This is a genomic window from Candidatus Paceibacterota bacterium (genome assembly GCA_035452965.1).
Classification (GTDB): Bacteria; Verrucomicrobiota; Verrucomicrobiia; order Limisphaerales; family UBA8199; genus UBA8199.
The window spans coordinates 15,515-41,223 of sequence record DAOTCE010000003.1 but is presented as its reverse complement, the minus strand read 5'-3'; the positions used below and the strand labels follow the sequence as shown (position 1 = coordinate 41,223).

Annotated in this window: 16 protein-coding genes and 1 pseudogene; 9 read left to right on the top strand and 8 right to left on the bottom strand. The window is 63.6% G+C overall.

Going from position 1 to position 25,709, the window contains the following annotated elements; translation table 11 throughout:
• Positions 1-39: 39 nt before the first annotated feature.
• Together P5205_04090 and P5205_04085 are read left to right on the top strand one after the other, a co-directional pair.
• A complete protein-coding gene (locus P5205_04090; protein ID HSA09529.1) occupies positions 40-2,046 on the top strand; it encodes an LTA synthase family protein in 2,007 nt (668 codons plus the stop codon).
• 886 nt (positions 2,047-2,932) lie between these two features.
• Positions 2,933-3,220 carry a FeoA family protein gene (locus P5205_04085; protein ID HSA09528.1) on the top strand — a complete coding sequence of 96 codons (288 nt, stop codon included), beginning with the start codon at positions 2,933-2,935 and terminating at the stop codon, positions 3,218-3,220.
• A gap of 171 nt (positions 3,221-3,391) precedes the next feature.
• Here the strand turns inward: P5205_04085 and hemH are convergent, their stop codons facing one another.
• Genes hemH through hemE form a run of 4 tightly spaced genes read right to left on the bottom strand, consistent with a single transcriptional unit; the run spans position 3,392 to position 8,396 of the window.
• Positions 3,392-4,423: a ferrochelatase gene (gene hemH, locus P5205_04080; GenBank protein ID HSA09527.1), complete on the bottom strand. Its 1,032-nt coding sequence runs from the start codon at positions 4,421-4,423 to the stop codon at positions 3,392-3,394.
• A 37-nt stretch (positions 4,424-4,460) separates the two neighbouring features.
• Positions 4,461-5,867: a protoporphyrinogen oxidase gene (hemG, locus tag P5205_04075; protein ID HSA09526.1), complete on the bottom strand. Its 1,407-nt coding sequence runs from the start codon at positions 5,865-5,867 to the stop codon at positions 4,461-4,463.
• The gene (hemN, locus tag P5205_04070) at positions 5,864-7,231 is read right to left on the bottom strand and encodes an oxygen-independent coproporphyrinogen III oxidase (GenBank protein ID HSA09525.1); all 1,368 of its coding nucleotides are present in this window, start codon (positions 7,229-7,231) and stop codon (positions 5,864-5,866) included. Before hemN ends, hemG begins: the two co-directional genes overlap by 4 nt.
• Before the next feature lie 28 nt (positions 7,232-7,259).
• Entirely contained in the window at positions 7,260-8,396 is a 1,137-nt protein-coding gene (hemE, locus tag P5205_04065; protein ID HSA09524.1) for a uroporphyrinogen decarboxylase, read from the bottom strand.
• Positions 8,397-8,682: 286 nt separating this feature from the next.
• Between hemE and P5205_04060 the strand changes: the two genes are divergently transcribed.
• Together P5205_04060 and P5205_04055 are read left to right on the top strand one after the other, a co-directional pair.
• The gene (locus P5205_04060; protein HSA09523.1) at positions 8,683-9,783 is read left to right on the top strand and encodes a hypothetical protein; all 1,101 of its coding nucleotides are present in this window, start codon (positions 8,683-8,685) and stop codon (positions 9,781-9,783) included.
• Positions 9,784-9,795: 12 nt separating this feature from the next.
• Complete coding sequence (locus P5205_04055; GenBank protein ID HSA09522.1) at positions 9,796-10,839, top strand: family 43 glycosylhydrolase; 1,044 nt, start codon at positions 9,796-9,798, stop codon at positions 10,837-10,839.
• Between the two features lie 108 nt (positions 10,840-10,947).
• Here the strand turns inward: P5205_04055 and P5205_04050 are convergent, their stop codons facing one another.
• Positions 10,948-12,522 (bottom strand): D-aminoacylase, encoded by a 1,575-nt coding sequence (locus P5205_04050; GenBank protein HSA09521.1) that lies wholly within the window; start codon positions 12,520-12,522, stop codon positions 10,948-10,950.
• 149 nt (positions 12,523-12,671) lie between these two features.
• On the opposite strand from P5205_04050, the gene P5205_04045 reads away from it, so the two are divergent.
• Genes P5205_04045 through P5205_04035 form a run of 3 tightly spaced genes read left to right on the top strand, consistent with a single transcriptional unit; the run spans position 12,672 to position 15,163 of the window.
• Positions 12,672-13,190 (top strand): O-acetyl-ADP-ribose deacetylase, encoded by a 519-nt coding sequence (locus P5205_04045; GenBank protein ID HSA09520.1) that lies wholly within the window; start codon positions 12,672-12,674, stop codon positions 13,188-13,190.
• A 22-nt stretch (positions 13,191-13,212) separates the two neighbouring features.
• Positions 13,213-13,707 carry a PH domain-containing protein gene (locus P5205_04040; GenBank protein HSA09519.1) on the top strand — a complete coding sequence of 165 codons (495 nt, stop codon included), beginning with the start codon at positions 13,213-13,215 and terminating at the stop codon, positions 13,705-13,707.
• 10 nt (positions 13,708-13,717) lie between these two features.
• Positions 13,718-15,163, top strand: a complete 1,446-nt coding sequence (locus tag P5205_04035) for a sulfatase (protein ID HSA09518.1) — start codon at positions 13,718-13,720, stop codon at positions 15,161-15,163.
• A gap of 417 nt (positions 15,164-15,580) precedes the next feature.
• Here P5205_04035 and P5205_04030 read toward each other — a convergent pair whose 3' ends face one another.
• The 3 genes and pseudogenes from P5205_04030 to uvrA all read right to left on the bottom strand — a co-directional run bounded on the left by P5205_04030 (position 15,581) and on the right by uvrA (position 24,157).
• Positions 15,581-17,599, bottom strand: a complete 2,019-nt coding sequence (locus P5205_04030) for a cellulase family glycosylhydrolase (GenBank protein ID HSA09517.1) — start codon at positions 17,597-17,599, stop codon at positions 15,581-15,583.
• Between the two features lie 79 nt (positions 17,600-17,678).
• Complete coding sequence (locus P5205_04025; GenBank protein HSA09516.1) at positions 17,679-18,164, bottom strand: Uma2 family endonuclease; 486 nt, start codon at positions 18,162-18,164, stop codon at positions 17,679-17,681.
• Positions 18,161-24,157, bottom strand: a pseudogene (gene uvrA, locus P5205_04020) (excinuclease ABC subunit UvrA). The gene P5205_04025 and the pseudogene uvrA overlap by 4 nt, the downstream one beginning before the upstream one ends.
• Positions 24,158-24,221: 64 nt before the next feature.
• On the opposite strand from uvrA, the gene P5205_04015 reads away from it, so the two are divergent.
• Together P5205_04015 and P5205_04010 are read left to right on the top strand one after the other, a co-directional pair.
• A complete protein-coding gene (locus P5205_04015) occupies positions 24,222-24,815 on the top strand; it encodes an NAD(P)H-dependent oxidoreductase (protein HSA09515.1) in 594 nt (197 codons plus the stop codon).
• 13 nt (positions 24,816-24,828) lie between these two features.
• On the top strand, positions 24,829-25,650 hold the full coding sequence (locus P5205_04010) for a hypothetical protein (GenBank protein HSA09514.1): 822 nt from the start codon (positions 24,829-24,831) through the stop codon (positions 25,648-25,650).
• Positions 25,651-25,709 lie beyond the last annotated feature (59 nt).

The following is a 25,709-nucleotide window of genomic DNA, read 5'->3' as shown; positions in this document are numbered from 1 at the left end:
GACATGAAGTCTCTTTCCAGCGGGAATTTACTGGGTGCAATGAGCGATGATGTTCCGGCTGCCGAACCGTCATGGAGACAATCGCGCTACGGCTTTGCCGGTTTCTGGTTTCTATCGCTGGTGGGAGCCTGGTTCCTGCTGCGGCTGGTTCTGCTGCTCGCCTTCAAGCCGCCGGCGGCACCGGCGGGGGAACTTCTGCTTGCCTTGCTGAGCGGCTTGCATCGCGACGTGTTCGCCGCGCTGCTGGAGACCATTCCGTTGCTAATGTGGTTATGGATCGTGCCGGACCGTTGGTTTGGAGCACGGTGGCATCGGGTCGTGTTCATTGGGGCCTGCTTCCTCTTCTGCTATGCGCAGATCTTCCTGATATTCGTCGAGTTCTTTTTCTTCGAGGAGTTCAGGTCGCGGTTCAATACCGTTGCGGTTGACTACCTGCTTTATCCGCGAGAGGTCTTCATCAACATTTGGCAGTCGTACCATGTCGGCGTGATCCTGCTGATTTGCCTTGCCCTGAGTCTGGGTTGGCTATTCGCGGCAGGCCGACTGTTTGGCCGGATGTGGCACCGGTCCTTCTCCGCCGGGTCCCGACTGCTGCGCCTGGCGGTGGGAATTGTGCTGACCGGTCTGCTGGCGCCGACGCTTAACCTCAAAGGCGCAGATGTGAGCAACGAACGCACCCTGAATGAAGTCGCCAACAATGGCGCGCTATCCTTCATCGCCGCTGTGTGGACGCGCAACCTCGACTATGCCGCGTTCTACAAAACGATGCCGCCGGAACAGGCCTACCAGCGGGCGCGCCGGCTGCTGGCCGAGCCCAATACGCAATTTGTCGAGGAAGGCCAGTCCATCCGCCGGCGCGTGGCCGGCGACCCCAACCGACCGCGCCTGAATGTAGTGATCCTCATCGAGGAAAGCCTTGGCTCGGAATTCTGGGGTTGCCTGGGGCGAAAGGAGACGCTGACACCGGAGATGGACAAGTTGGCGGCCGAAGAAGGCATGCTGTTCACCAACATCTATGCATCCGGCAACCGGACCGTCCGGGGATTCGAGGGCGTGCTCTCCTCCTTCCCGCCGCTGCCCGGTGAATCCATCGTGAAGCGGGACCGCTCCCATAATGTCGAGACCATTGCCCGCGTGCTGAAACGGGACGGTTACGCAACCGTGTTCTTATACGGCGGGCGGGGACTGTTTGATGGAATGCGGGCCTTCGCCGTGCGCAACGGCTACGATCGCTTCATCGAGCAGAAGCATTTTGAGCAACCGACGTTCTCAACGATCTGGGGCGTCTGCGACGAGGACTTGATGCTGCGGGCCGTGGAAGAGTTCAGGGAGCTGGCGCAAACCGGGCAGCCCTTCTTCGGCACCGTGCTGTCCGTTTCCAATCACAAGCCTTACACCTATCCCAAAGGCAGGATTCCCGAGGATCCCGAGACGCGGAGGCGAGCGCACGCGGTGAAGTACTCCGACTATGCCCTGGGGCTGTTTTTTAAGACCGCCCGGCAGGAGGCATTCTGGACGAATACGGTGTTTGTGGTGGTAGCGGACCATGGCGCGCGGGTGTATGGCGAGCAGTCTATTCCCATCCACTCATATGAGATCCCACTGCTTGTTGCAGGCCCGGCTGTGGTCAAGGGCCCAAGCCGCGTCGCCCAACTCGGTTGCTCGCTGGACGTGCCGACAACCATTCTCGGTCTGCTGGGGCGCCCCTACGAAAGCCTGTTCTTCGGCCGCGACCTGCTGAAGAGCCCACCCGAGGAAGGCCGGGCTTTCCTCAACCACAACCGGGACATCGGCATGTTAAAGCATGATCGGCTGGTTGTGCTGGGCCTGATGCACACGATAGAGTTCTACCAGGGCAATCCGAAATTAGCGGAGATGAAGTTGCTTCCGCAGCCGGCGGACGCCGACATGGAACTTGAGCAGGACACCATAGCCATCTACCAGGTCGCTGACGACCTCTACATGCACCGGCGCTACCGGCTTGACGGCGAAGCGGGGGCTCAGGCTTCCTCGCCTGGAACAAGGACGGCCACAGCAGCCCGTTAGTTGCCAGGCTTCGTGGCGTGGTTTATGTTACTGCGTGAGATTAGAAATGTGCATAATCTCATTATCGGATGCCGAGAGGTGGCCAACCCTCCCGGTAGGGCATGCCCGCCGTTCGTTCTGGTCGGCTCCATCAGCGGTCACTTTGGCAGACTCAGTCGGCGGGCCCAACGCGAGGTGAGGTATGATCAGCCGACAACTGGAGCTGGGCCTGGAGAACCGATCAAGCATGAAACCCGTGCCTGGAGGCCGCAGCCGCTCGAATCGTGCACATTGGTGGTTTGAAAAGATGCGGGGCGTAGTGAATGAGGCGCGAGACTGGCCGCCTGCCCTCCCACCACGCAGGGGGTCTCGTTCGCTTCCTCTGGCAATCGCCCCGGATACTCGTTCGCCCGAGGCCCTGCGGCGAACCGTGACCGCGGTTTCACGGGCCATTGACGTCGGTCGCCCCTTGGCCCAGCGCCGCACTCGTTGGCAGTTCGGCCGCACCCACCGCGTGTTGTGGGAGTGAGCATCGCACACCCGACGGTCAACCCGCGCCTGCGCTTTCACTGTTTCAGAAGTCTGCCCCGTCGCCGCGAACTGGCCAAGACAGGCATCGAGCGGCCGGTGTGCCGTGTGGGTTCATCATGATGTCACCCTTCCGATGGCCTGCGACCCTTCCGGAGGGGAGACCCGAGGGGAAGTTACAATCTCACGACATAGTTGCCGAGCATCTGCCTTGGTAAGACGCCCTGCCGAATCCCCATTCTGGAGCCGCCAAACTGTCGGTGATTTCCTTGACCTGGCTCAAGGCGGCTAGCCTTGCGGCGGTGCAAATTGTGCGCATGAATTGGCAAGAAATGTGTGGTCCACGGGGATTGCGCGGATGAGAATCTGGCCCGCAAATATGCCTAGGTCGAATGTATTCGAGTTTGCGTGCCGGGATGAGCCCCGCTGCGAGATTTGCCCGTTGAGCTGCGTCCAAAGCGGTGTCGCCGTGCGCATCAAGAAGTTGTGCGCCACGCCGGAGATCCAGAACCGCCTCCGCGAGCTGGGCTTGGGGGAGGACCAGATCATCAAGCTGCTCACCAGCCAGACGAATTTCATCTGCCAGGTATGCAACGCGCGCCTGGCCATCAGCCAGCAATTGGCGCAACTCATTTTGGTCGAACCGCTCCGCCCCGCAGTCGTTTAACGGGAAACGTAGCATCCATCCCGGCGGGCCGGCTCCGCCTCCGCGTGGCCGGCCCGTTTTGGCTGTTCAGAAAGCCGGTGGCGAGAGCATAAGCGAGGGCGCTACGCAGCAACTGAGCACCGTTAGCCAGGCAGGGAGAGAGCTTTTCGGATTTTCTTGTTTTGCTGCCGGCTAACGGCTTTCGACTCCTTTCACCCCGAGGCGAGCCATCTTCTCCAGCGCGTCCAGCCAAAGCGGGTGCTCATTCAGGCATGGAATCAGCGCAAAATCGGTCCCGCCCGCGCTGAGAAAGGTCTCCCGGCCGCGCATGCCGATTTCTTCGATCGTCTCCAGGCAATCGGATACAAAGGCGGGACAAATGACGAGGAGCTTCTTGACGCCGCGCTCCGCCAGCCGGGGAAGCTCGTGGTCCGTGTAGGGTTTGAGCCAGGGATCACGCCCCAGCCGGGACTGGAAGGCGACGGAGTATCTGCCTTCCGGCACGCCGGCTCGCTTGACAAAGGCGGCCACAGTCTTGAAGCACTGCGCTCGATAGCAAGTAGCGTGGGCCGGGCTGGCTGTGGCGCAGCAGTTTTCCAGCGTCAGGCAGTGTCGCCCGGTAGGATCGGACTTGCGGATATGCCTCTCCGGCAAGCCGTGATAGCTGAAGAGCAGGTGGTCGTAGGGGCGCTGCAGATACTCCTGCGCGCTGCCCGCCAGCGCCGCGATGTAGTCGGGCTCCTCGAAGTACGGCGGCTGCACCCGCACCCGCATTTGTGGCGCGAGCGCCGCCACCACCTCCTTGACCCGCTCCACAGCGGTCTCGAAGCTCGACATCGCGTAGTGGGGGAACAGGGGGATCAACTGGACTTCCTCCACCCCTTTGCGGGCCAGATTGCGGACCGCGTCCGGGATGGACGGATTTTGATACCGCATCGCCAGCTCAACTGGCACACTAAGCCGCTGCTGTAGCTTCGCCCGGACGTTGCGGCTGATGACGACCAGCGGCGAGCCCGCCGGTGTCCAGATTTTCTGGTAGGCCTCGGCAGATTGCTTGGGGCGCGAGGGCAGGATGGCGAAGTGAACAATGCAGAACCGCAACAACCAGTTGACGTCCAGCACGCGCCCGTCCATCAGAAACTCGCGCAGATAGCGCCGCACGTCGGCCACCGAAGGTGAATCCGGTGAACCCAAATTGACCAATAGGACGCCTTGGTTCATGATGCGGCACGCCTTAGCTTCATCGGTCGCTTCATGAGGTTCATGCAGGCATCGTGGCGGTTCGGTGGGTCGCGGACGCCAGATACTCTTCAACCCGGTCCGCCACCTTGCAGCCGGACATTATCGTGTCGCTCAGCGAGATGCCGTCGCGATAGTGCCCGGCGAAGAAAAGCCCCGGGGCCTTCTGCTCGATGTCGGTCATCAGCTCGCGGAATTGGCCGTAGCCCACGTTGTATTGGGGGATAGCGTGCGGATAATAGACGCTGTGCTCGAAGGTCGGCCGGCCGTGGACGCCCAGCAGCACGCGCAGGTCTTCGCAAGTGAGCGCGAACAGCTTTTCCGGCGGCAGGGAGGCCAGTTCCGGGTTCCGTTCGCCTCCGACGTAGCTGGTCAGGGTCAGGCACCCGGCCGGGGCGCGGTTCGGAAACAGCGAGGAGGAGAAGATCGTGCCCAGGATTTTGAAGCCCTCGACTTTGGGAATCAGCATGCCGAACCCTTCGCATGGGTGGGCCACATCCTCGCGCCGGAACCCCAGCACGACGCTGGCTACCGGGGGGTAACGAATGCCGGCGAACGTGTTAAAGTGCAGCGGCACGGCGGACTGGACCTCCAGCTCCGCCAGCTTGAAAGCCGTGCCCGCGTAAACCACCGCGCTGTGCTCGGCACGCGTTTGCCGGCCTTGCGGACGCAGATCGAGTGTCCACCCGTCGGGCGTTTGGGTCAGGCGCGTGACGGTGGTGTGCAGGCGCACCGCCTCGCCCAAGCCCTCGCGCAAAGTATCGGGCAGCACCTGCAGGCCCCCGTCGAAGGAGAACTTCGGGGCGCGGTCTTTGGCGATCTCACCGCGCCGCTTGCGCTCGCGGGCGCCGAAGAGCTGCCCCTTGATCAGCGAGCCGTAACGCGCCTCAAGCTGGCCCAGCTTCGGAAATGCCTGCGGCACCGACAGTTTGTAGGGGTCGCCCGCATAGACGCCCGCCACCAGCGCATCAATGGCATGGTCCAGGAATTCCCGCCCCAGCCGGCGCAGGACGAATTCAGCAACGCTCTCTTCCTTGCCGTCGCGGCGAGGCGGCACGAACGGCTCGCGCAACACGGCCAGCTTTGCCCGGGCGGTGAACAGGTGGGTGGCGAAGAAGCCCAGCGGGGAGCCTGGCATGGCGATCGGGCGCTGGTAGCGGACCACGTAGCGCGCGGAGGCCCGGGGGTCAGGATCGAGCCGCCGCGACGCCAGGCCCGCGTCGCGAACCAGTTGGGCAACTTTGGGCGAGGTCTCCAGGATGGTGTTGGGTCCGAACTCGGCCAGGTAACCCTCCGCACGGATGGACTGGATGGCGCCGCCCACGCGGTCGCCGGCCTCATAGACGGTGACCGGCACGCCCTTGCGCTTGAGATAAAAGGCGGCGGTCAGGCCTGTGATGCCGGCCCCTACAATTGCGACGGTTCTCATATCGTGCGCGAAAACCGGTTCTCCTTGCGCGTGGTGGAGTAGGCGTCGAACCGCATCGCGATGTTGCGGATGAGCAATCGCCCCAGGTCCGTCACCTGCAGTCCGCGCGGTGTCCTGGCCAGCAGCCCGTCAGCCTCCATGTCGTTGAGCGATTCCAGCTCCGGCGCGAAGTGCTCCTTGAAGTCCAGCCCCAGCCGCTGGGTCATGTCCGCGTAGTCCAGTCCCAGGTCGCACATGAGGCGCATGATTGTCGTGCGGCGGATTTTGTCTTCCCCGGTCATGAGGTAGCCGCGGTGCAAAGGCAGCGTGCCGGCGTCCAGCGCCGCGTAGTAGGCGGGCAGTTCCTTGTGGTTTTGCCAGTAGAAGTCCTGCGCCTGGGAGATGGACGACATGCCGAACGCGTAGATGTCCGCCCCGCCGCGCGTGCTGTAGCCCTGAAAATTCCTTTGCAGCGTCTTTTGCCGTTGCGCCAGTGTCAGCTCGTCCTCGGCCCGCGCGAAGTGGTCCATCCCGATATAGACATAGCCTTCGGCGGTGAGCCGTTCGATGGTCAGTTTGAGCAGCTCGAGCTTGGTCTCCGGCGAGGGCAGCATTTCGGGTTTCAGGATCTTCTGCGCCGGCTTCATCCACGGCACGTGCGCGTAATTGAACACGGCAAACCGGTCCGGCTTCAGCGTTAGAATCTCCTCCAATGTTCGGGCGAAGGACGGCGGGGTCTGGTACGGCAGGCCGTAAATCAGGTCAATGTTGACGGAATGAAAGCCGACCTCGCGCATCCATTCGACGACCTGCCTGGTCATCTCGAAGGGCTGGATGCGGTGGACGGCCTTCTGCACAGCGGGATCGTCGTCCTGCACGCCCATCGAGCCACGGTTGAAGCCCACTTCGCGCAGGGCGACCAAGTGGTCGCGCGTGAGCCGGCGCGGGTCCACTTCCACGCCCGCCTCGACATCCGGCGCGAGCGTGAACCGCGAGTGAATCAGGTCGCCCAGGCGCCGGATCTCGTCCGGCAGCGAGAAGGTGGGCGTGCCCCCGCCGAAGTGGAGCTGGACGACCTTGCGCTTCGGGTCGAGCAGCGGCTTCATCAAATCCATTTCCCGCTCCAGGTAATTGACGTACTCCGCGCTCTTCTTCTGGTCGGCGGTAATCACGGTGGTGCAGCCGCAAAACCAGCAAAGCGAATAGCAGAACGGCAGGTGAAAGTAGAGCGAGAGGTCCCGGTCGGCCAGGTTGTTGGCGCGAATCTTCTCGACGAACGCCTGCGGCTCGATCTCGTCGGTGAAGTGCGTCGCGGGCGGGTACGACGTGTAGCGTGGGCCAGGCACGTTGTATTTCCGTACCAGCTCGAGATCTACTTTCAGCATGCTCATTTGGACTCTCTCATCGCGCACATCACATTCTCACCGCAACCGCCGACGTCGGCGGCTGGAATTCGCCGCCTTTGAAACTTCTGACCGCGTTCACCAGGCTCTCGATGTTCTCCAGCCGGGCGCTTGGCGGCACGCCGTGGCCTAAGTTAAAGATGTGCCCCGGGCGGCCGCGCATCTGGCGCAGGATGCGCCCCGTCTCGGCGGCGACCACCGCCGGGGTCGTTGTCAGCACGAAGGGATCGAGGTTGCCCTGCACGGCCACGCGGCCCGGCAGCCTGGCGGCGACTTCCGCGAGGCGCACGTTCCAATCCACGCCCAGCGCTTGCGCGCCCGTGCCGGCCAGCTCATCCCAGTTCCCGTGCGTGCCTTTGGAGAACAGAATCACCGGCGCCCTGCCTTTGAGGGAGGCGATGATCTGTTTTATCCAGCGCGCCGAGGCGGCTGAGAACTCGCCGTCGGACAACACACCGCCGAGGCTATCAAAAATCTGGACTGCATCCGCGCCGGCGTCAATTTGGAGTTGGAGGCAGGCGCTGACGGCCCGGGTCAGCTTGTCCATCAAGCGCGCGAAGAGGGCCGGCTCGGCATAGAAGAGCGCCTTGGCCCGGGTGTATTCTTTAACGCCGCCGCCCTCCATCATGAAATTGGCCAGCGTCCACGGCGAGCCGGCAAAGCCGATGAGCGCCGCGCGGCCATCGAGCGCGGACTTGATGAGCGGTAGGGCCTGGGCCACGTATTGCAGACGTTCCGTTACCGCTGCGACATCCAGCCGGGCAATGTCCGCCGCCGACTTGAGCAGGAACTCCATCTCGATCCCGCCCCGGTCGCGAAACTGGTAGCGCTGCCCCAGGCCCTCGGCCACGACCAAGATGTCGCAGAAGAGTATTGCCGCGTCAAAGCCAAACCGCCGGATGGGCTGCAGCGTCACTTCTGCCGCCAGCTCCGGGGTTTGGACCAGTTCGAGAAAGGAGTGCTGTTCCTTGAGGGCGCGGTATTCGGGCAGCGCGCGCCCCGCCTGACGCATCAGCCACACTGGCGGGCGGTCCACCGGGCGGCAATGGCAGGCGTGCAGAAACCGCTGCCGCCCCGTCAACGCGCCGGCCAGGCGCGGCGCGCTGGCAGGCGGACGCTTTATGCTCGTGGCAACTCTCTTTTTCATGCGTGGAGCGCCTCCATTCTCGCCTGCCTCCCCCACCCCAGTCAATCCCCAGCCCTTCGCATCCTTCACCCCATTCGCGCCTTTCACACGCCTGGTACACACTTTAGGGCGGGTGAGGGATTCAGGGGGACACAGCGCGAGCGGCAGTTCGGGAAGTTCTCTCCCCAGCTACTGGTGCTCCCCGAGGGAATCCCCGCCGCTCAGCTTGACAGCCCCTTCGCCTCCTCCTACCGTCGCCCACGGTGATCATGAAGACTGGAGCGCATTCCCAATTTGTCTTGCCTCTATGCACAAATCTGCAGTGCCTTTGATGCTCTTTCTCCTCTTGCTGGCCGGTGCGGGCTGCGCTTCCCCGAAGCCCAACCCGGCACCGGCGGCCTTTGCGCACCCCGACGAAATCAGGATCGGTGACGGGTTCAGGGTGTTGGCGGACCGCCGGGTCTTCGTCACCATGGCCTTCATTAATGCGACCGGCTTCGACGACCAACCGCCAGCCGTGGCCATGCACCCTGTCCGGCAGAAGGTGCGCCAACGGGTGGCGGAGAACCTGGCGGCCCATCCCGAGAAGCTTCAGAAGTGGCGCCAGTACGCGAGATCCAGGAAGCTGGGCCCTTTCGCCTACCAGGACTTTGCGCTGAGCTTGGAGCCCAATTACCCGTTCCAGCGGGTGCGGACGGACAAGGAGCTGAATTATCCCATCACGGCGAAGCGGTTGGCGGATTTCCCTGCTCTGCTGCGCGATTTCTGGGTCACGGCTGACTTGACCAATGTCTGGAACGAAGTCAAAGGCGACTACCTGGCCGAGCTGAAGAAGTACGATCTGGCGGCGATGCAACGACAGATGGACGGCCTCTGGCAATACCTGCGTTTGCCGCGCCAAGACACACTGACCATTGTCAATGTCCCGGACCTTTTGGATTCACATTACTCTGCGATAGCAGCCCCCTATGAACCCTATTACTACTGCGTTGAGGGGCCCGGCTCTCACTCCTACGGTTTGAACGTTCACGAGTATCTTCATTCGATTGTGAACCCCCTGGTCAAAACCAACTTCCCGGCACACCGGGCAAAGCTGCTTCGCTACTATGAGGCCGGCAAGCGCGGGCCACGGTCGGAGAGCTATCAGGACGCGGTGACATTCACCTACGAATGCCTCGTCCGGGCCCTGGACCGCCGCTTCTGCGCCACCTCGCACCTCAATGCTGCCAATGCCGCACGGATTAGCGCCCACCAGGACTGGCTGGTAACCGACGATACGGCCAACGGACTGACGTTGACGCGTCCCTTTTACGATCTGCTCCCGGGCTTTGAGACAAGCAGTATGAGCTTTGAGGCGTTTTTGCCGGTGATGCTCGAGCGCCTGCCGGAAATCGCACCGCGATCGTAACCCGGATGCAGTATGAGAGGCTCGACGTTGCTCTTGGCGATCCTGGTTGGCCAAGCAGCGCACCAGCTTTCATTGGCGGATACGCGGAGCGCCGCGCCCCGGATGCACTTCGCGGACAACGTCAGCGGCCGGCCGTTCTCAAAGGACCCGGCCGTCGTGAAGTTCAAGGGCACGTATTGGCTCTACTACTCCGTCCCGCCTTACCCGGGCAAGCCGACGGAGGGCTGGTCCATCGGGGTGGCGACCAGCACAAACCTGGTGGATTGGACCAAAGCCGGGGAGCTGCGCAGTAGCGGCGAAGCCGAGGCCAGGGGTTTCACCGCCCCGGGCGCCATCGTGCTGCGCGGGAAGATTCACCTGTTCTATCAGACCTACGGCAGGGGCAAAGGCGACGCGATTTGCCACGCGTGGTCCGAGGATGGCTTGCGATTCACCCGAGACCCGACAAATCCCGTGTTCTGGCCGAGCGGCGATTGGAACGCCGGCCGAGCCATTGACGCGGATGTCATCCGGCATGGGGACCGGCTGCTGCTGTATTGGGCAACACGTGACCCGACGATGAAAGTCCAGATGCTCGGAGTGGCTGCGGCGCCATTGGACAGCGATTTCGCGCGCGACAAATGGACGCAGCTCAACATGAACGGCCCGATCCTTGAGCCCACGGTGCCAACGGAGCTGGATGACCCGGGCCTCGATCTGGCCTGGGAAAAGCGCTGTATTGAAGCCCCGGCGATGGGTCGGCACGGCGGCCGGCTCTACATGTTCTACGCCGGCGGCTACAACAACGATCCGCAGCAGATTGGTGTGGCGGTCAGCGACGATGGCGTCCGCTTCCAGCGCCTGTCGGACAAGCCCTTTCTACCGAACGGCCGGCCGGGTAGTTGGAATGCGAGCGAATCGGGCCACCCCTACCTGTTTCAGGACGATGACGGGCAGGATTACTTATTCTACCAAGGGAACAACACAGCCGGCAAGACGTGGCACTTGTCCGTTGTGCCCATACAATGGCGGGAGGGCCAGCCCGTTCAAGCGCCCGAGAGACTCCTGCCGAGATAACGCCGCCCGACTGTAACCGGTCGCGCGGCAGGGCCAACCAGCGAAAGCAGAGCCGCAGCCGCGAACGTCATTTCGCGCTGACACCAGGGTTTCGCCTCGCGCCCGGCGCTATGCCCTGCGCCGCAGCGCCTGCCCCGCCTTCGCGCCGGTGTGCTCGCTGTCCTTGATGACCGGGACGCCGTTCACCAACACGTGCGGGATGCCGGTGGGATAATGGTGCGGATCCTTGTAGATGGAGGTGTCCTGCACCTTTTCGGGATCGAAGATCACGATGTCGGCCCAGTTCCCTTCGCGCAGCTGGCCGCGGCCTTTGAAGTGGAAGGTGTTGGCGGGCAGGCTGGTCATTTTTCGAATGGCGTCCTCCAGTCGGAGCACCTTCAGCTCGCGGACGTAACGGGCCAGCACGCGCGCATTATTGCCGTAGCCGCGCGGGTGCGGCATACCTTCGCCGAGCTTCCGCAAGCCGCTGTCGCTGGCGACCATGGTGTTGGGGTGCCGCATGAAGAGCTTCAAATCATCTTCGCTCATGCCGTGGAAGACGCCGCTGGCGCCGCCGGCGGCCTGGATCGCCAGGATCATCTCGATCTGGTCGTCGAGGGAGCCTGAGCCGCGTTTCGCCTTAGCGGCTTCCGCGATGTTGAGTCCGTTGAGCGACTTGTCCGATCGGCAGGACGCGATGACGGCGTAGGAGTAGTCGTCGCGTCCTTTGTTGCGTACGCTCTTCTTCATTTGGGCGACCATCGTCGCCTTCTGCGCCGGGTCGGCGAGGCGTTTTTGGAACTCACTCCGGCCGCCTTCCCGCGCCCAATCGGGGATCAACTGACTCAGCCCCGTGCTGGAGGCGGTGTACGCATACTGGTCTTGCGTGACATCCAGGCCTTCGGCGCGCGCCTTCTCGATGCAGGCCAGCACCCGGTCGGCCTGGCCCCAGCAGTTTGGGCCCGAGAGCTTGATATGCGACACCTCGGCGCGGACGCCTGCTTCCCGCGCGATTCGGAATACTTCGTCAAGCGCACTGTAGATCTGGTCGTCCTCGTGCCGCATGTGAGTTGCGTAAATGCCGCCATACGGCGCGATAACCTTGGCCAGTTCCACAATCTCATCCGTCGTTGCGAAGACGCCAGGATGATAGATCAGCCCGGTGGAAAGCCCCACTGCGCCGTCTTTCATCGCCCGCTCGACCAGCGACTTCATCCCGGAGAGCTCCTGCGCGGTGGGTGGGCGATCAAAGGAGCCGCCCATGGCCTTCTCGCGGACGCTGTTGAAGCCCACCAGCGTGGCCACGTTCACGGCGACATTGGTGCGCTCGATCGCGCGAAAGAACGTCGCGAGGTCCAGCCTCGATCCGCCGCAGTTGCCGGCCACAACCGTAGTAACGCCCATGCGGACGAAGTTCTCCGCCTTCGGCATTTCAGCGATTTCGTCGGCGTGGGTGTGAACGTCTATGAAACCGGGCGCAACGACGAGGCCCGCCGCGTCAATCTCGGTCCTGGCCGTGCCGTCAACCCGGCCGATGGCGGCGATGCGTCCGTTGCTGATTGCGAGGTCAGCGAAGAAGGCCGGGTTGCCCGTTCCGTCCACGACGCGGCCATGACGGATGAGCAGGTCATAGGACTCGGCCGGGAGGCTGACCGGAACAAGGGCTGCAAACAGGGCCAACAGCAGGGTGCAACGGCGTTTCATTGTCTCCTTTATAACGCGGAGTGTGTCCGAACGCCACAGCAAGCTGCGCCTTACCGTTCTTGCCAAACCGTTACGGGAATCACATGGTTAGACAAGTTACATCCGAAACACCAGGTGCACGGAAGGAAGGCATGAGCAGCGCAGCAAACTTGAACCGGATTGAAGTGGTCGAGGGCGACATTACGAAGCAATCGGTGGATGCCATTGTCAACGCCGCCAACACAACCCTGCTCGGGGGCGGGGGCGTGGACGGCGCCATTCATCGCGCTGCCGGACCGGAACTGCTCGCCGAATGCCGGACTTTGGGCGGCTGCGCGACCGGCCGGGCAAAGATCACCAACGGCTACCGGCTGCCGGCCAAGTGGGTCATTCACGCCGTCGGCCCGGTCTGGCATGGCGGCGAGCACAGCGAAAGCGAGCTGCTGGCGAGCTGCTATCAATGCTGCCTCGAACTGGCCGTGCAAAAAGGCATCCGCACCATCGCCTTTCCCTCCATCAGCACCGGGGCCTATGGCTTCCCAAGGGAACGCGCCGCCCACATTGCCGTGCGTGAAACCAAGCAGTTCCTGGAGGGGAATCCCTCGATTGAACGGGTGCTGCTGGTGTGTTTTGGGGCGGTCGCACGCGCCATTCACACCCGCGCGTTGGAAGAACTTGTCCGCAAGTAGCAACTAAACACTTCGACGATTTATGCCCCTAATTGACTGCCCGGAATGCAAGAAGCCGGTTTCCACAGAGGCGCACACCTGCCCCAACTGCGGCTACCCGGTGGCCGAAAAGCTCGCCCGCCAGCCGGCGCCAGGCGCGGCCAGCCCCGGCCCGGAATTCACGGAGATGTTGGCGGAAGTCCGCCCGTCGTGGTGGGGTTTCTTCTGGCACTTCTTCTTCTTCTGGCTGATCATACCACCCATTGTTGCATGGGTGCGCCGGGCCTCAACGGTGCTGCGCATTTACCCTGAGCGCATCACCCTGGAGCGGGGCATATTGTCGAAGTGCTACCAGGACTACAACCCACGCGATATCCGGTCCATTGACATTGACCAGAGTTTCCTGCAGCGCATCGTCGGCATCGGCACCCTCACCATCTCCACCGCCGCCAGCGCCGAAGGCGCGGAACAGATCAAGTCCATCCCCGATCCGAAGGGCGTGCGCGATTTGATCCTGGCCCAGCGCGGAACCCGCTAACATGCTCTCTATGCTGATCGGACGCTATTCTCTCATTTCGCTCCTGCTGCTGGCTGGCGCCCTGGCGGTTGCCGCGGCGGACACCCGCCCGAACATCCTCTACTGCCTGGCCGACGACTGGTCCTGGCCCCACGCCGGGGCCTATGGCGACCGGGTCGTCCGAACGCCAACTTTCGACCGCCTCGCCCGCGAGGGCGCGCGGTTCAACTGCTGCTTCAGCGCCGCGTCCTCCTGCACGCCGTCGCGGGCGGCGATGCTGACGGGGCAATACCTGCATCGGCTCGAAGAAGGAAGCTGTCTCTGGGGTTTCCTGCCGAGGAAGTATCCGGTTTACACCCGGCTGCTCGAGCAAGCGGGCTACAGGATCGGCAGCACGCGCAAGGGCTGGGGGCCGGGGGATTTCCGAGCGGGCGGCTACACGCGCAATCCGGCGGGCCCGACGTTCAAGGACTTCGCCACGTTCCTGCAACAAGTGCCGGCCGGGCAGCCGTTCTGCTTCTGGTTCGGCAGTCACGACGCGCATCGCCCGTTCGAGCACGGCCTCGGCGCCGCGAGCGGCCTCAAGACCAACCACGTCGCGGTGCCGCCATATTGGCCGGACAACGACGTCACGCGCAATGACGCGCTGGACTACTATTGGGAAGTGCAGCGGTTCGACCGGGAAGTGGGGGAGCTGCTGGAGCTGCTGGACAAGGCGGGCAAGCTCGACAACACGCTGGTGATCATGACCGGCGACAACGGCTGGGCGTTTCCGCGCTGCAAGGCAAATATTTACGACGGCGGGTCGCGTCAGCCGCTGGCGGTGCGCTGGCCGGCCAAGGCCAAGGCGGGCCAAGTGCTGGACGACTTCATCAACCTGGTGGACCTGGCGCCCACGTGCCTGGAAGCGGCGGGATTGACGCCGCCGGCGGAGATGACCGGGCGGAGCTTCCTGAGCCTGCTCACCGGCGCGGAGAAGCCCGGCTCGCGTGACACGGTGTTTCTGGAACGCGAGCGCCACGCCAACGTGCGGGCCGGGGACGCGGGCTATCCGGTGCGCGCCATTCGCACGCGGCAGTTTCTCTACGTCCGGAACTTCCGGGCCGACCGCTGGCCGGCTGGCGACCCGCAGGCGCACAAGGATCCCAAACGCGTTTTCGGCGATTGCGATGACAGCCCGACAAAGAACTACATCCTCGACCATCGGGATGAACCGGGCATGCAGAAGTTCTTCCAGCTCTGCTTCGGGAAACGCCCGGCTGAGGAGCTCTACGACTTGAGAACAGACCCGCACCAAATTGACAACCTGGCCGGACGGCCCACCTGCGCCGCCGCGCAAAAACAGCTCCGCGCCCGGCTCGACCAGTGGATGAGAGACACCGCCGACCCGCGTGCGGTCAAGGATGACGACCACTGGGACAGCTATCCGTATTTCGGCGGCAAGGTCGGCACACAGAAGAAGAGGGGAAACAAATAGGTTCTTCGCGGATTCCCGGGGAAGCCTGCTGGCGATTCATCGTCTCGTTCACCATTGCCTGGCTCCGGCACCCCCTCCGGCCGGACGACGGCGCCGTGACAGTGGCCGGACATTGGCGTTGGCTTGCGGCCGGCTGGGGGATGGCTTGTCAGCGCGGTTGAGCTACGGTGTGTATCCCATGGGGAGCGCTCCCCATGGGATACACACCGTAGCACCACCGTGCCGCCACCGTAACCCCAAGCCGGATGTGCCGGGGTAAGCGGGGACTGGAAAAGGCAGGCAGGTGGCATCACTGTCCAAAATTTGGACAGTGCGCGGGTTTCGGAGGTAAGGGGGGCCATCCAGGCTGCGCGGATGGCAACCAACGCTGGCACTTCCCGGAAGTCCGTAATGAACCAACAAGTTGTCCAGCCGGGCTCAATTAGGATTCATTTCCTGGAAGATCTTCAGCCAGGCAGCCGTGAGAGCATCGCCGAGGTGGGTTGATTGGCTTAGTTCCGAGGGTGTCTGGCCCCAGTAAAACCCAAGCCAACCCGCCGCGTATTGTCGCGAGCCCGCCAGGAACTGGCGCAGGTCCGATTCACCGCAGTCCAGGAGAAAGATCTCTTCGATGACCACAGGTTTGCCTGCCCGGAAGCCTTGCAGGAGTTCCAAATCCTCCTTGAGCTTGCCCGCCTTTGGGTAGAGGTGCACGCAGATGAAATCCAGGTCGCCGGCTATTGCCTGGGGAACAAAGCCCGACGACATAGCGGAGCCTTCCAGGCTGTTGGGCAGCAGACCCACGGTGATCAGATGCCGCTGGTCGTGCTTGCGGATGGCAGCGACGAGTTTGGAGGCCCAGTGCCGCGCAATTTCCGGGCGGGCGCGGCCAGCCTGGTCGAGGGAAATGAACTGGCAGTAGGTGAAGCCGGCCAATTCGCCGGTCAACCATTCGCCAGCCTTCCGCTTCCCACCAGGCACAATAGGCTCGTTCATCAGGTCGTAGCAAAAGACCGCCGGGCTGGCCGCACAACGCTCCGCGATGGCTTCCCAGAACCGAGCCTGCGCTTCCCAGCGTTCGGCCTCACCCAGGGAATCATACCAGGCGGGTACGTCCTTCTTGCGATAACATGCCAGCCCCGTGAGGTCGAGGTGGAGCCCGGCTTCCTCCGCCAGCACTACCAACTGGCCGAGGCGTGCGAGCGACCGAGCATTGGGCCGGTCCGGCGCGTCCATGAACCTGGCAAACTGAAGGTGAACCCGAACCACGTTGGCACCGAGTTGCTTCATCTCCCGGAAGTCCTCCACAACCGTTTGCCACTCCGTTTCCCAGTAGTCCTCCAGCAGCCGCATCTTGCAGTCGCGGTCGTAGTTGAATCCCCAGGGAACAAACGGCCGCCCGGATATCGCGGACACAAAGCCTCGCTTGTTCCTGGAGACCTTTATCCAGTCCAGCGCGCCGTTGGCGGGCACGGCAGTTCCCACGACTTTCCTGTGGTCGGCGGCATTGATTTGGGAGCGCGCAACGCTCTGCTCAAGGTCCGCCGGCTGCCGGGCCGCGCGAGGCGGCTCATGGGACGGGTTCATGTACAGGCGAAACCAATGCTCGGCGTGGAGGCGCACCACATCAACTGGAAGGTTATGACCGAAGCCTTCATAAACCACCAATCGCAGGCGGTCGGGGTCAGCTTGATACGACGGCCGTGCGGCTTCCGCAAACGCTTGCGCCGTCCTTGGATCAACCACCTTGTCCTCGCCGCCGCCGACCATCAGCACCGCGGTGGGGAACAGGTTCGTGGCATGAAGAATGGGGTCGTATTCCTCAAGCAGGGCCCTAGTTTCCGGCCATAGTGAGTAGGTCTGGCCGGGCCATAGCCCGTTGGGCTGCCAAGTGTCAAACCACTGTTGATAAGCGCCGGTGCTGACGAATGCGACCACCGCCGCCAGCCGCGGACCTTGCGTGGCCACCGCCAGACCCGGAATGCCGGTCGAGGAGCTGCCCAGCCAACCGATCTTGCCTGCGTCAACGTCGCCCCGGCTGACGAGATAGTCTATTACGCGTCTGGTGTCCGCGATGGCGCGTTGGGCGCCTAACACGTAGCTGTGGGCAAACCGCTGGTCGAAATGGAGCCACTGCGCCCGACGCGCCGGGTCAGGATCAGGCGGATGCGCCGCGGCGAACGCCGCCAACATGTAACCTTCCATGACCAGGTTGGTGCTCCAGTCTGGCACCGCGTTCGTCGGCAGAGAGCCGAGCATCAAGATGACCGGATGGCGCCGGAGAGCTCCCGGACGGCAGGCGATGTTGATGGTGATGGGCGCGTCGCCATTCGGCAGCACCAGCGATTCGTATGCAAGGGGCTGCTTCGCCGCAACGGGCGCCGGCTCCGCCCTGAGACCAGCGCCGTGAGCAAGCAGCAGCAGGGCGGCACAGACGAGTGGACCTTTGCTCAGCACTCCAAGATCTCGCGGCGGTTCCTGCGCGCACTTTGCCTGCGATGGGGTCGCAGCATCGGGGGCAGCTCTTGCACAGGGCTCAACCTTGCGGCGGTTGCGCGGCGAACAACTCCGCAATGGTCAGTTGGAATTCCGGGAGGAGCTGCTCCGTCAGCAGTTCGCGCCCCGCCAGGATGCTTTTGAGGATCAGGCCGTATTGGCTGCTGTGATACACCTCCACATTGTCGTAGCGCGGGTCAATCATCCACAGCCGTGGCAGCTTCATCTCCTCGTATACCTGCTTCTTGATGACCGTGTCGGGCTGGTGGTCGTCGGAACTTACGATCTCAGCCGCCAGCCAAAGCTTGCCTGTTGCAACGGTCACGAGTGCCAGGTCCGGGCAAACTGTATGCCTGAGGGACAGCCGCACCTCTGAACGTGCCGCCAGCAAGCGCGTAGCGGCAAAGTCCGCCACGCTCGCTCTCATCCACTGATGCAGACGGGTGCAAATCAATTCATGGCGTGCCCCGGGTGCTCGCCGCGCCAGGGGCGCCCCGTTGAGTATCTCGGCGTACGCGACGCTCATGCGTGGGCCAGGACACTACGCAGAAAGGCGCCCGTATGCGAGTGTTTGTTGCGCGCGACTTGTTCCGGCGTGCCGGCTACCACGACACGCCCCCCGCCGACTCCGCCCTCAGGGCCAAGGTCAATCACCCAATCGGCTTCGGCGATAAAGTCGAGGTTGTGCTCGATGACGATCACCGTATGCCCGTGGTCCACCAGCCGCTGCAGCACCTCCACCAGCCGCTGCACGTCCGCCATGTGCAAGCCGATGGTCGGCTCTTCAAGAACGAACAAGTTGCGTCGGGTCTGGCGGCTGAGGGCGTCCGGCTCCCGCAAGCCCGCCAGCAGATGGCTGACCAGCTTCACGCGCTGCGCCTCGCCACCGCTGAGGGTGGGACTCGTCTGACCGAGCCTCAGATACCCCAGCCCCGTGTCGCAGAGCGCCTGCAAGGGCCGCCTGATCTTCGGCAAGCTCGCAAAGAACTCCAGGGCCTCCTCCACCGACAGCTCCAGCACCGCGGCAACATTCCGGCCGTGGTATTCAATGTCGAGCGTCTCGCGGTTAAACCGTGTTCCCCCGCAGACCTCGCACCGCACGAACGCCGGCGGCAGGAAGTTCATCTCCAGCTTGATCGTGCCCGCGCCTTCGCACTCCGGACACCGCCCCTGCGCGCTATTGAACGAGAACCGGCTCGGCGAATACCCGCGCAGCCGCGCCTCGGGCACCTGTGCGAACAACTGGCGGATGTCGTCAAAGAAGCCCACATACGTGGCCGGGATCGAGCGTGGCGTGCGGCCGATGGGGGATTGGTCCACCTCATAGACGGCTTGCAGAGATTCCCAGCCCGTGACGGCGGTGTCTGGCGGTGTGGTGCGTGCTGCGTGGCGCTTGAAACGTGGTTCCAGCGCGGGCAACAGGCACTCCCGAATCAACGTGCTCTTGCCTGACCCGCTCACCCCCGTTACCACCACCAGCCGCCCCAGCGGAAACTCCACCGTCAAATCCTTCAGGTTATTCCTCCTCGCCCCGCTCAACACCAACCAGCCGCCATCATTCCTTCCCGCAGCCGCCGACGCCAGTCGGCGCTGATCAACTTCGATCTTCGCGCTTCGCCCCTGAGACCTTGAACTTCCACGCCGCCCAACTTCCCTCCGGCCACCCCTTGTCGGAAACCTCCTTCGCGCCCGCAGACACTGCCCCGTGACCGATTCAGGATGCCGCAGCAGCTCTGCCAGCTTGCCCGCCGCCACCACTTCGCCCCCGTGCACACCCGGTCCCGGCCCCAGGTCAATGATGTAATCCGCCCGCCGCATCGTCGCCTCGTCATGCTCAACTACGAGCACCGAATTGCCGCGGGCCTTTAGCTTGTCGAGCGCCGCCAGCAGCTGCTCGTTATCGCGCGAGTGCAGCCCGATGGTCGGTTCGTCCAGGATGTAAAGCACGCCGCTCAGGTTCGATCCCAGTTGCGCCGCCAGCCGGATCCGCTGCGCTTCACCGCCCGACAGCGTCGGCACGCCCCGCCCGAGTTGCAGGTAGCCCAGGCCCACCTCCCGCAGGAACTTCAGCCGCTCCCGAATCTCCGGCAGGATGTCGCGCGCAATCAGTGCCGCCCGCCCTGCGAACCTCACCCGTCGGAAGAACTCAACCGCGGCGGCCACCGACATTTGCCCAAACGTTTCCATCGTCGGCGCCGCTTTCCATTCTGTCATCTGCCCGCTGCCATCTCCCATCCCCAACCGCACCGCGCGCGCGAGTGAATTCAGCCTGGCTCCCCCGCATTCAGGACAAGTTTCCCGCTCCCCTTCCTGCCAGCCGTACCACGACTCCTCGATGGCGTCCGCTCGCGCACCGCGGTCCACGTCCGGCAGGTAGAACAACTCCCCAAACCCCCGGCAGCGCGGGCACCAGCCCTGCGGCGAGTTATAGCTGAAGTTCTTCGGGTCGAGCGCCTCGAACGACCGGCCGCACTGCGGGCACGCGCGCTCCGTTGAATGCACGGTGAGGTGGCGGTGATTATCCAGCGCGAACAGCGTTCCCTGCCCCAGCTTCAGCGCCTCGTCAATGCGCTCGCAGGACGGGCTATCCCCGGCGCGCCGCCCTTTCAACTTCGCATCGAGCACTCCCACGACAATCTCCACGTTATGCTCCCGAAACCGGTCCAGCCGCAGCCGTTCGCCGGTTGGGTAGATTTTGCCATCGGCCCGCACTTCGGCGTAACCGTGGCTGGCGGCCCATTCGGCAACTTCCGTATGGAAGCCCTTCCGCTTCCTCACCACCGGTGCCAGCAACAGCAGATCGCCGCGTCGGCGGAGCTCGCCCCTTATGCGTCGGCCCAGCTCATCGCGCGTCTGCGCTTCCACGGGCACCTGGCAATCCGGGCAGAACTGCGTGCCCAGCCGCGCGAACAGCAGCCGGATGAAGTGATGGACCTCCGTGACTGTAGCAACCGTGCTCTTCCCACCGCCGCGGCTGATCCGCTGCTCGATGCTCACCGTCGGCGGGATGCCCGCGATCAGGTCCACGTCCGGCCGGGACAACTGCTCCACGAACTGCCGCGCATAGACATTCATCGAGTCCAGGAACCGCCGCTGCCCCTCGGCGAACAACAGGTCAAACGCCAGCGTACTCTTCCCCGACCCGCTCACGCCGGTCACAACGACAAAACGCCCCCGCGGCACCGAGAGCGACACATTCTTCAAATTGTGCTCTCGCGCCCCGTGAATCTCGATGGCCTGCTCGGGCCACACGCTCAGTTCTCGATCATCGAACATCGTTCTTCGTCAGCGTAATACCGTTTGCAGCGCGCGGCCCGTGTGGCTCTCGGAACAAGCGGCGATTTCCTCAGGTGTGCCGGTGGCGACGATTTGCCCGCCCTGATCGCCGGCGTCAGGGCCGAGGTCAATGATCCAGTCGGCGGACTTGATAACTTCCACGTTGTGCTCGATCACAAGCACCGAGTGGCCGGCATCCACCAAACGCTGAAAGACCTTAAGCAGCACGCGCACATCGTCGAAGTGCAGCCCGGTGGTCGGCTCGTCGAACAAGAAGAGCGTAGGAGCCGACGTAAGGACGCCCTGCCCAGTTAGCCCGGTGTCAGGACGCGCTGTCCCCGGCGCGCTGGGGATAACGCGCCCCACCATCACTTCAGCGAGGTGGCGCACCAGTTTAAGGCGCTGACTTTCGCCGCCGGACAGGGTGTTGATCGGCTGACCCAGCTTCAGGTATCCCAGGCCCACCTCCTCAAGCAGCTTGAGGCTCTCGGCCGCGCGCCGTGCGGGAAGCGAGTCGGGAAACCGGGACAGGAAAGCGACGGCTTCCTCGACGGTGGCATCCAGAACGTCGGCGATGGAGAAGGCGACTGTTGCGCGTTGCGGGTTGCGTGGAGAAGCTACGGCCGTTCGCGTGTGGTCCGCCGGAGCCGGGCTGACCTTCACTTCGAGAATGTGGGAGCGGTAGCGGCGGCCGTTGCAGTCGGGGCAACGAATGAACACGTCGCTCAGGAACTGCATCTCGATCTTCTCGAACCCGGCGCCGCGGCAGCGCTCGCATTGGCCCTGGCTGGAGTTGAAGCTGAAGGCGCTGGCGTTGTATCCGCGCTGCTTCGCCAAGTCCGACTGGGCGAAGAAGGCCCGGATGTCATCAAACGCCCCGATATACACGGCGGGATTGGAGCGCGGCGTCTTGGCCAGAATGGACTGGTCTACGAGCGCCACGCTGCTGAGGCCTTCCGCGCCGCGAAGCACTGCGGAGCGCGGGGCCGCGGATGCGGGTTCGCCGCCCGCCGCCTCATCGTTCTCCTCCGCCGAGAACCGGTCCGAGGCTTTGGTTTGCGGCGCAGCGGACTGAAGCCGGGCCAGCAGCGCCGGCAGCAGAACCTCGCGGACAAGCGTGGTCTTGCCGGAGCCGCTGACGCCTGTGACGCACACAAACCGCCCCAGCGGGATTTCCACGCTGAGGTTCTTGAGATTGTTCCGCGTGGCATGGGCGAGACGCAAGCGTGATGCCTGGCCAACGCTGGCAACCCTTCGTCGAGGAAGCTCGATCCGCTTGCGGCCGCTGAGATACTGGCCGGTCAGCGACCTGCCCGATTTGAGCAACTGCGGGCAGGTGCCTTGAAACACGACCTCGCCGCCCGTGGCGCCGTGGCCAGGTCCCAGGTCAACGATTTGGTCCGCCGCGCGGATGACGCTGGCTTCGTGCTCGACGACGACGACGGTGTTGCCCGCAGTGCGAAGCTGTTCGAGCAGGCGCACCAACCGCTCCGTGTCGCGCGGGTGGAGGCCGACGCTCGGCTCGTCCAAAACAAACAGGGTGTTGACCAGGCGCGTGCCCAGGCAGGTGGTGAGGTTGACGCGCTCGGTCTCGCCACCGGAGAGCGTGCGTGTCGGGCGATCCAAAGTGAGATAGCCCAGACCCACCTCGTTGAGATAGCTCAGCCGGGCGCGCACATCGTTCAGGACCAGGCTGAGCGGGTCGTTCCGCCGCAGCCGCTGCCGCTCAGCGAGCGCTTCGACAAAGGGCAAGGCGTCACGGATCGGTAGTTGATAGAAATCCGCCAGCGTCAGGTAGCCGTTGTTGTCCCGGTCTGGCGACACAGTTGAATTCCGCGAGTGGGACTTCTGGCTGCGGGCTGGAGATTTGCCCCTCCCGCCGCCGGGTGCTCCGGGGACACGGTAGAGCAGCGCCTCGGGCTGGAGGCGTTTGCCACGGCAATCCGGGCAGGGCGTATAGGCCCGGTAGCGCGAGAGCAGGACGCGCACATGCATTTTGTAGGCCTTGGATTCGAGCCAGCGGAAGTAGCCTTTCACCCCGTACCAGGCGCGCGGCCATTCGTGCGCCTTGTCCTTGCCGTAATCCGGATCTCCGTTGACGACGACGTCTTGCCACTTCTTCGGCAACTGGTTGAATGGGACATCGGTGGGCATGCCGAGCCGCCGGCACACGCGCAACAGATCACCCTGGCACTCCAAGCCGAACCCGGTCTGCCACGGCTTGACCACACCTTGTGCCAGCGTCCGCGTGCGGTCGGGCAGCGCCAGGTCGTAATCGATGCTGATGATGCGCCCAAAACCGCGGCAGGCCGGGCAAGCGCCCACCGGGTGGTTGAAGCTGAACAGGGCGGGCGTGGGCTCGCGGTATTCGATTTCGCACGAGGCACAGTGACGCCGATTTGAGAAGGGTTGGGGCTTGCCAATCCTGGGCCGCGTGGTGCCGTTGGTGGGCGCAAGATCACGGACGGCGAGCCGGCCCTTGCCGAAGTGGTAGGCCTGTTCGCAGGCCTCGACGAAGCGCGCGCGGTTGGCTTCCGTGAGGACCAGGCGGTCCTGGATGACGGTGAGGGAGGCAATGCCTGTTGCGTGTTGCGTGGTGCGTGTGGGGATGTCCTCGAGTTGGAGGATTTGCCCGTCGAACAGCAGCCGTTGGTAGCCTTGCCGGGCAACGAGCGCGAGAGAATCCTCCAGTGAGAGCTTCTCGGAAAGCGGCAGATCAAACGTGATCAGGACTTCGGACTTCGGAGCGCGGAGTTCGGATTTCCTGCCGACGGACACCTCCTCACGCGCCAGGGTCTGCCAAATCTGGGCCGGCGGGTCTTTGCGCACGGGTCGGCCGCACTGGCGGCAGTGCAATTGCGCCAGGTTCGGCCAGAGCATCTTCATGTAGTCGCAGACCTCGGTCATCGTGCCGACGGTCGAACGCGTGGTGCGGACGGCGTTGCGTTGCTCGATGGCGATGGCGGGAGGGATGCCCTCGATGCTGTCCACCTGAGGCTTGTCCATCCGGTCGAAGAACTGCCGCGCGTAGGGGGAGAACGTCTCAATGTAGCGCCGCTGCCCCTCGGCAAAGAGCGTGTCGAACGCGAGCGAACTCTTACCCGAGCCGCTCAAGCCAGTGATGACCACAAGCCGGTTGAGCGGCAGGTCCAGGTCGAAGTTCTTCAGGTTGTTATGTCGGACACCTCGAAGCCGAATCACCGCCTGCGCCGAAGACCTGGGCTTCGTGGGCCGGTTCCGCATGCTCCGTGATGATTCGACATTCGCCAGACTCATTGGTACTCTGGCCCCACGTTACTCCGATTCTATGGCTGAATCATCCTTAAACGTTCTGGCCGTTGTTGGCAGCCTGCAACGGGATTCGGTGACGCGCGTAGTTGTTCAGTATGTTGCTCAACGGCTTCAGGCCACGGGTTGCGCGGTGGATGTGCTCGATCTTGAGAGGGAACCGCTCGCCCTTTACAACCCGGACACCGCTCACCAACTGCCTGGTTACGCCGGCTTGCAGGCGCGTGTTCACCAGGCGGACGTGATTTTCCTGGGCTCGCCGGACTACCACGGCGGCATCAGCGGCGCGACAAAGAACTTCCTCGATCACTTCTGGCATGAGTTCGCCGGGAAGCTCTTCGCCAGCATCGTCGCTTCGCACGAGAAAGGCCTCACGGTAACCGACCAATTGCGCACCGTGGCCCGGCAATGCAACGCCTGGTCGCTGCCATATGGAGTGTGCTGCACCGTAGGTCTTGACGTGAAGGAGGGCAGGATCGTCAGTGACGCGCTCAAACAGCGATTGGAGATGCTGACACGGGACCTGCGGGTTTACGGCGAGCTGCTGGCCCGGCAGCGCCACGCCGATTTGGCGGGCACTGACCCGGGTTTTCTCGCACGGCACAGGCATTAGGCTCCGCTGGACTATGAAGCGTTGGGCTGCACTGACCGTCCTGCTCTACCTGGTGGTTTTGGTGGTGCTGGCAGCGCCGCTCCTGGTGTTGGCCATGGGCGATTGGTGGCAGGCCAGACCGGGTGGAATGTCCCTATCCGAGGCGCTCGGCATTTATGAGGAATGGGGATTCTGGGTTTGGCTCGCGGTAATGGTACTGGGTCAGGCCTTATTGCTGATCACGCCCATCGGCTCCGCCGAACGCCGGCCCAGGCCTCGGCGGCCGCTGTTCGTCCCGGTCCTGACCACGGCGTTCCTGCTCGCGCTTCTGCTGTTGGGCGGCATCTTGGCGGTGCTGCTCGCGGTTTTTGGAGACGACGCCTTCGAGTTGTTCCCTCACATCGGCACCCTGGCTCAGGCAGATGCCGCGCACAACCCGGTCACCAGCCAGATCTGGAAAGCCACAGTGGCGGCCACGGGCAGCGGGACGGCCGAGGGATTATTCGGAACCACTTTGGCACTGGCCGTCTGCTGGCTGGTTTGGGCGGTGGTCTTTTATTGCTTTGCCAGGTCCGACGATCCCGCAGCGCTTGTGAAACGGATCACGCGCTGGCTGCTGCGCGGCAGCATTCTTGGCCTCCTGGTCGCCGTGCCAAGCCACATCATCGTTCGCCACCGCAATGACTGCTGCGCACCGGCGGGGACTTTGCTGGGCATCGCGACTGGCGTCTCGATTATGTTGTTGTGCTTCGGCCCGGGCGTCTTCTTCCTGTTCGTGGAGCGGTTCGGGCGGCTGAAACCCAAAGGCCCAGCGGACCGTGCGGAAGGCGTTTCGGCAGAAAGTCCCGGTCCTTAAGTCGGCGGCTGCGGAGGCTCGAACGCCCCCCCGCCCCCTGATCCTGGCGCGCGCGCGAC

What these genes read in the sequence shown, in the direction of transcription:
- P5205_04025 (HSA09516.1), bottom strand. Translation starts at nt 18,164, where the DNA reads ATGAGCGTCGCGTACGCCGAGATACTCAACGGGGCGCCCCTGGCGCGG.
- P5205_04090 (HSA09529.1), top strand. Translation starts at nt 40, where the DNA reads ATGAGCGATGATGTTCCGGCTGCCGAACCGTCATGGAGACAATCGCGC.
- hemE (HSA09524.1), bottom strand. Translation starts at nt 8,396, where the DNA reads ATGAAAAAGAGAGTTGCCACGAGCATAAAGCGTCCGCCTGCCAGCGCG.
- P5205_04050 (HSA09521.1), bottom strand. Translation starts at nt 12,522, where the DNA reads ATGAAACGCCGTTGCACCCTGCTGTTGGCCCTGTTTGCAGCCCTTGTT.
- P5205_04085 (HSA09528.1), top strand. Translation starts at nt 2,933, where the DNA reads ATGCCTAGGTCGAATGTATTCGAGTTTGCGTGCCGGGATGAGCCCCGC.
- P5205_04010 (HSA09514.1), top strand. Translation starts at nt 24,829, where the DNA reads ATGAAGCGTTGGGCTGCACTGACCGTCCTGCTCTACCTGGTGGTTTTG.
- hemG (HSA09526.1), bottom strand. Translation starts at nt 5,867, where the DNA reads ATGAGAACCGTCGCAATTGTAGGGGCCGGCATCACAGGCCTGACCGCC.
- P5205_04055 (HSA09522.1), top strand. Translation starts at nt 9,796, where the DNA reads ATGAGAGGCTCGACGTTGCTCTTGGCGATCCTGGTTGGCCAAGCAGCG.
- P5205_04035 (HSA09518.1), top strand. Translation starts at nt 13,718, where the DNA reads ATGCTGATCGGACGCTATTCTCTCATTTCGCTCCTGCTGCTGGCTGGC.
- P5205_04015 (HSA09515.1), top strand. Translation starts at nt 24,222, where the DNA reads ATGGCTGAATCATCCTTAAACGTTCTGGCCGTTGTTGGCAGCCTGCAA.
- P5205_04060 (HSA09523.1), top strand. Translation starts at nt 8,683, where the DNA reads ATGCACAAATCTGCAGTGCCTTTGATGCTCTTTCTCCTCTTGCTGGCC.
- P5205_04040 (HSA09519.1), top strand. Translation starts at nt 13,213, where the DNA reads ATGCCCCTAATTGACTGCCCGGAATGCAAGAAGCCGGTTTCCACAGAG.
- hemN (HSA09525.1), bottom strand. Translation starts at nt 7,231, where the DNA reads ATGCTGAAAGTAGATCTCGAGCTGGTACGGAAATACAACGTGCCTGGC.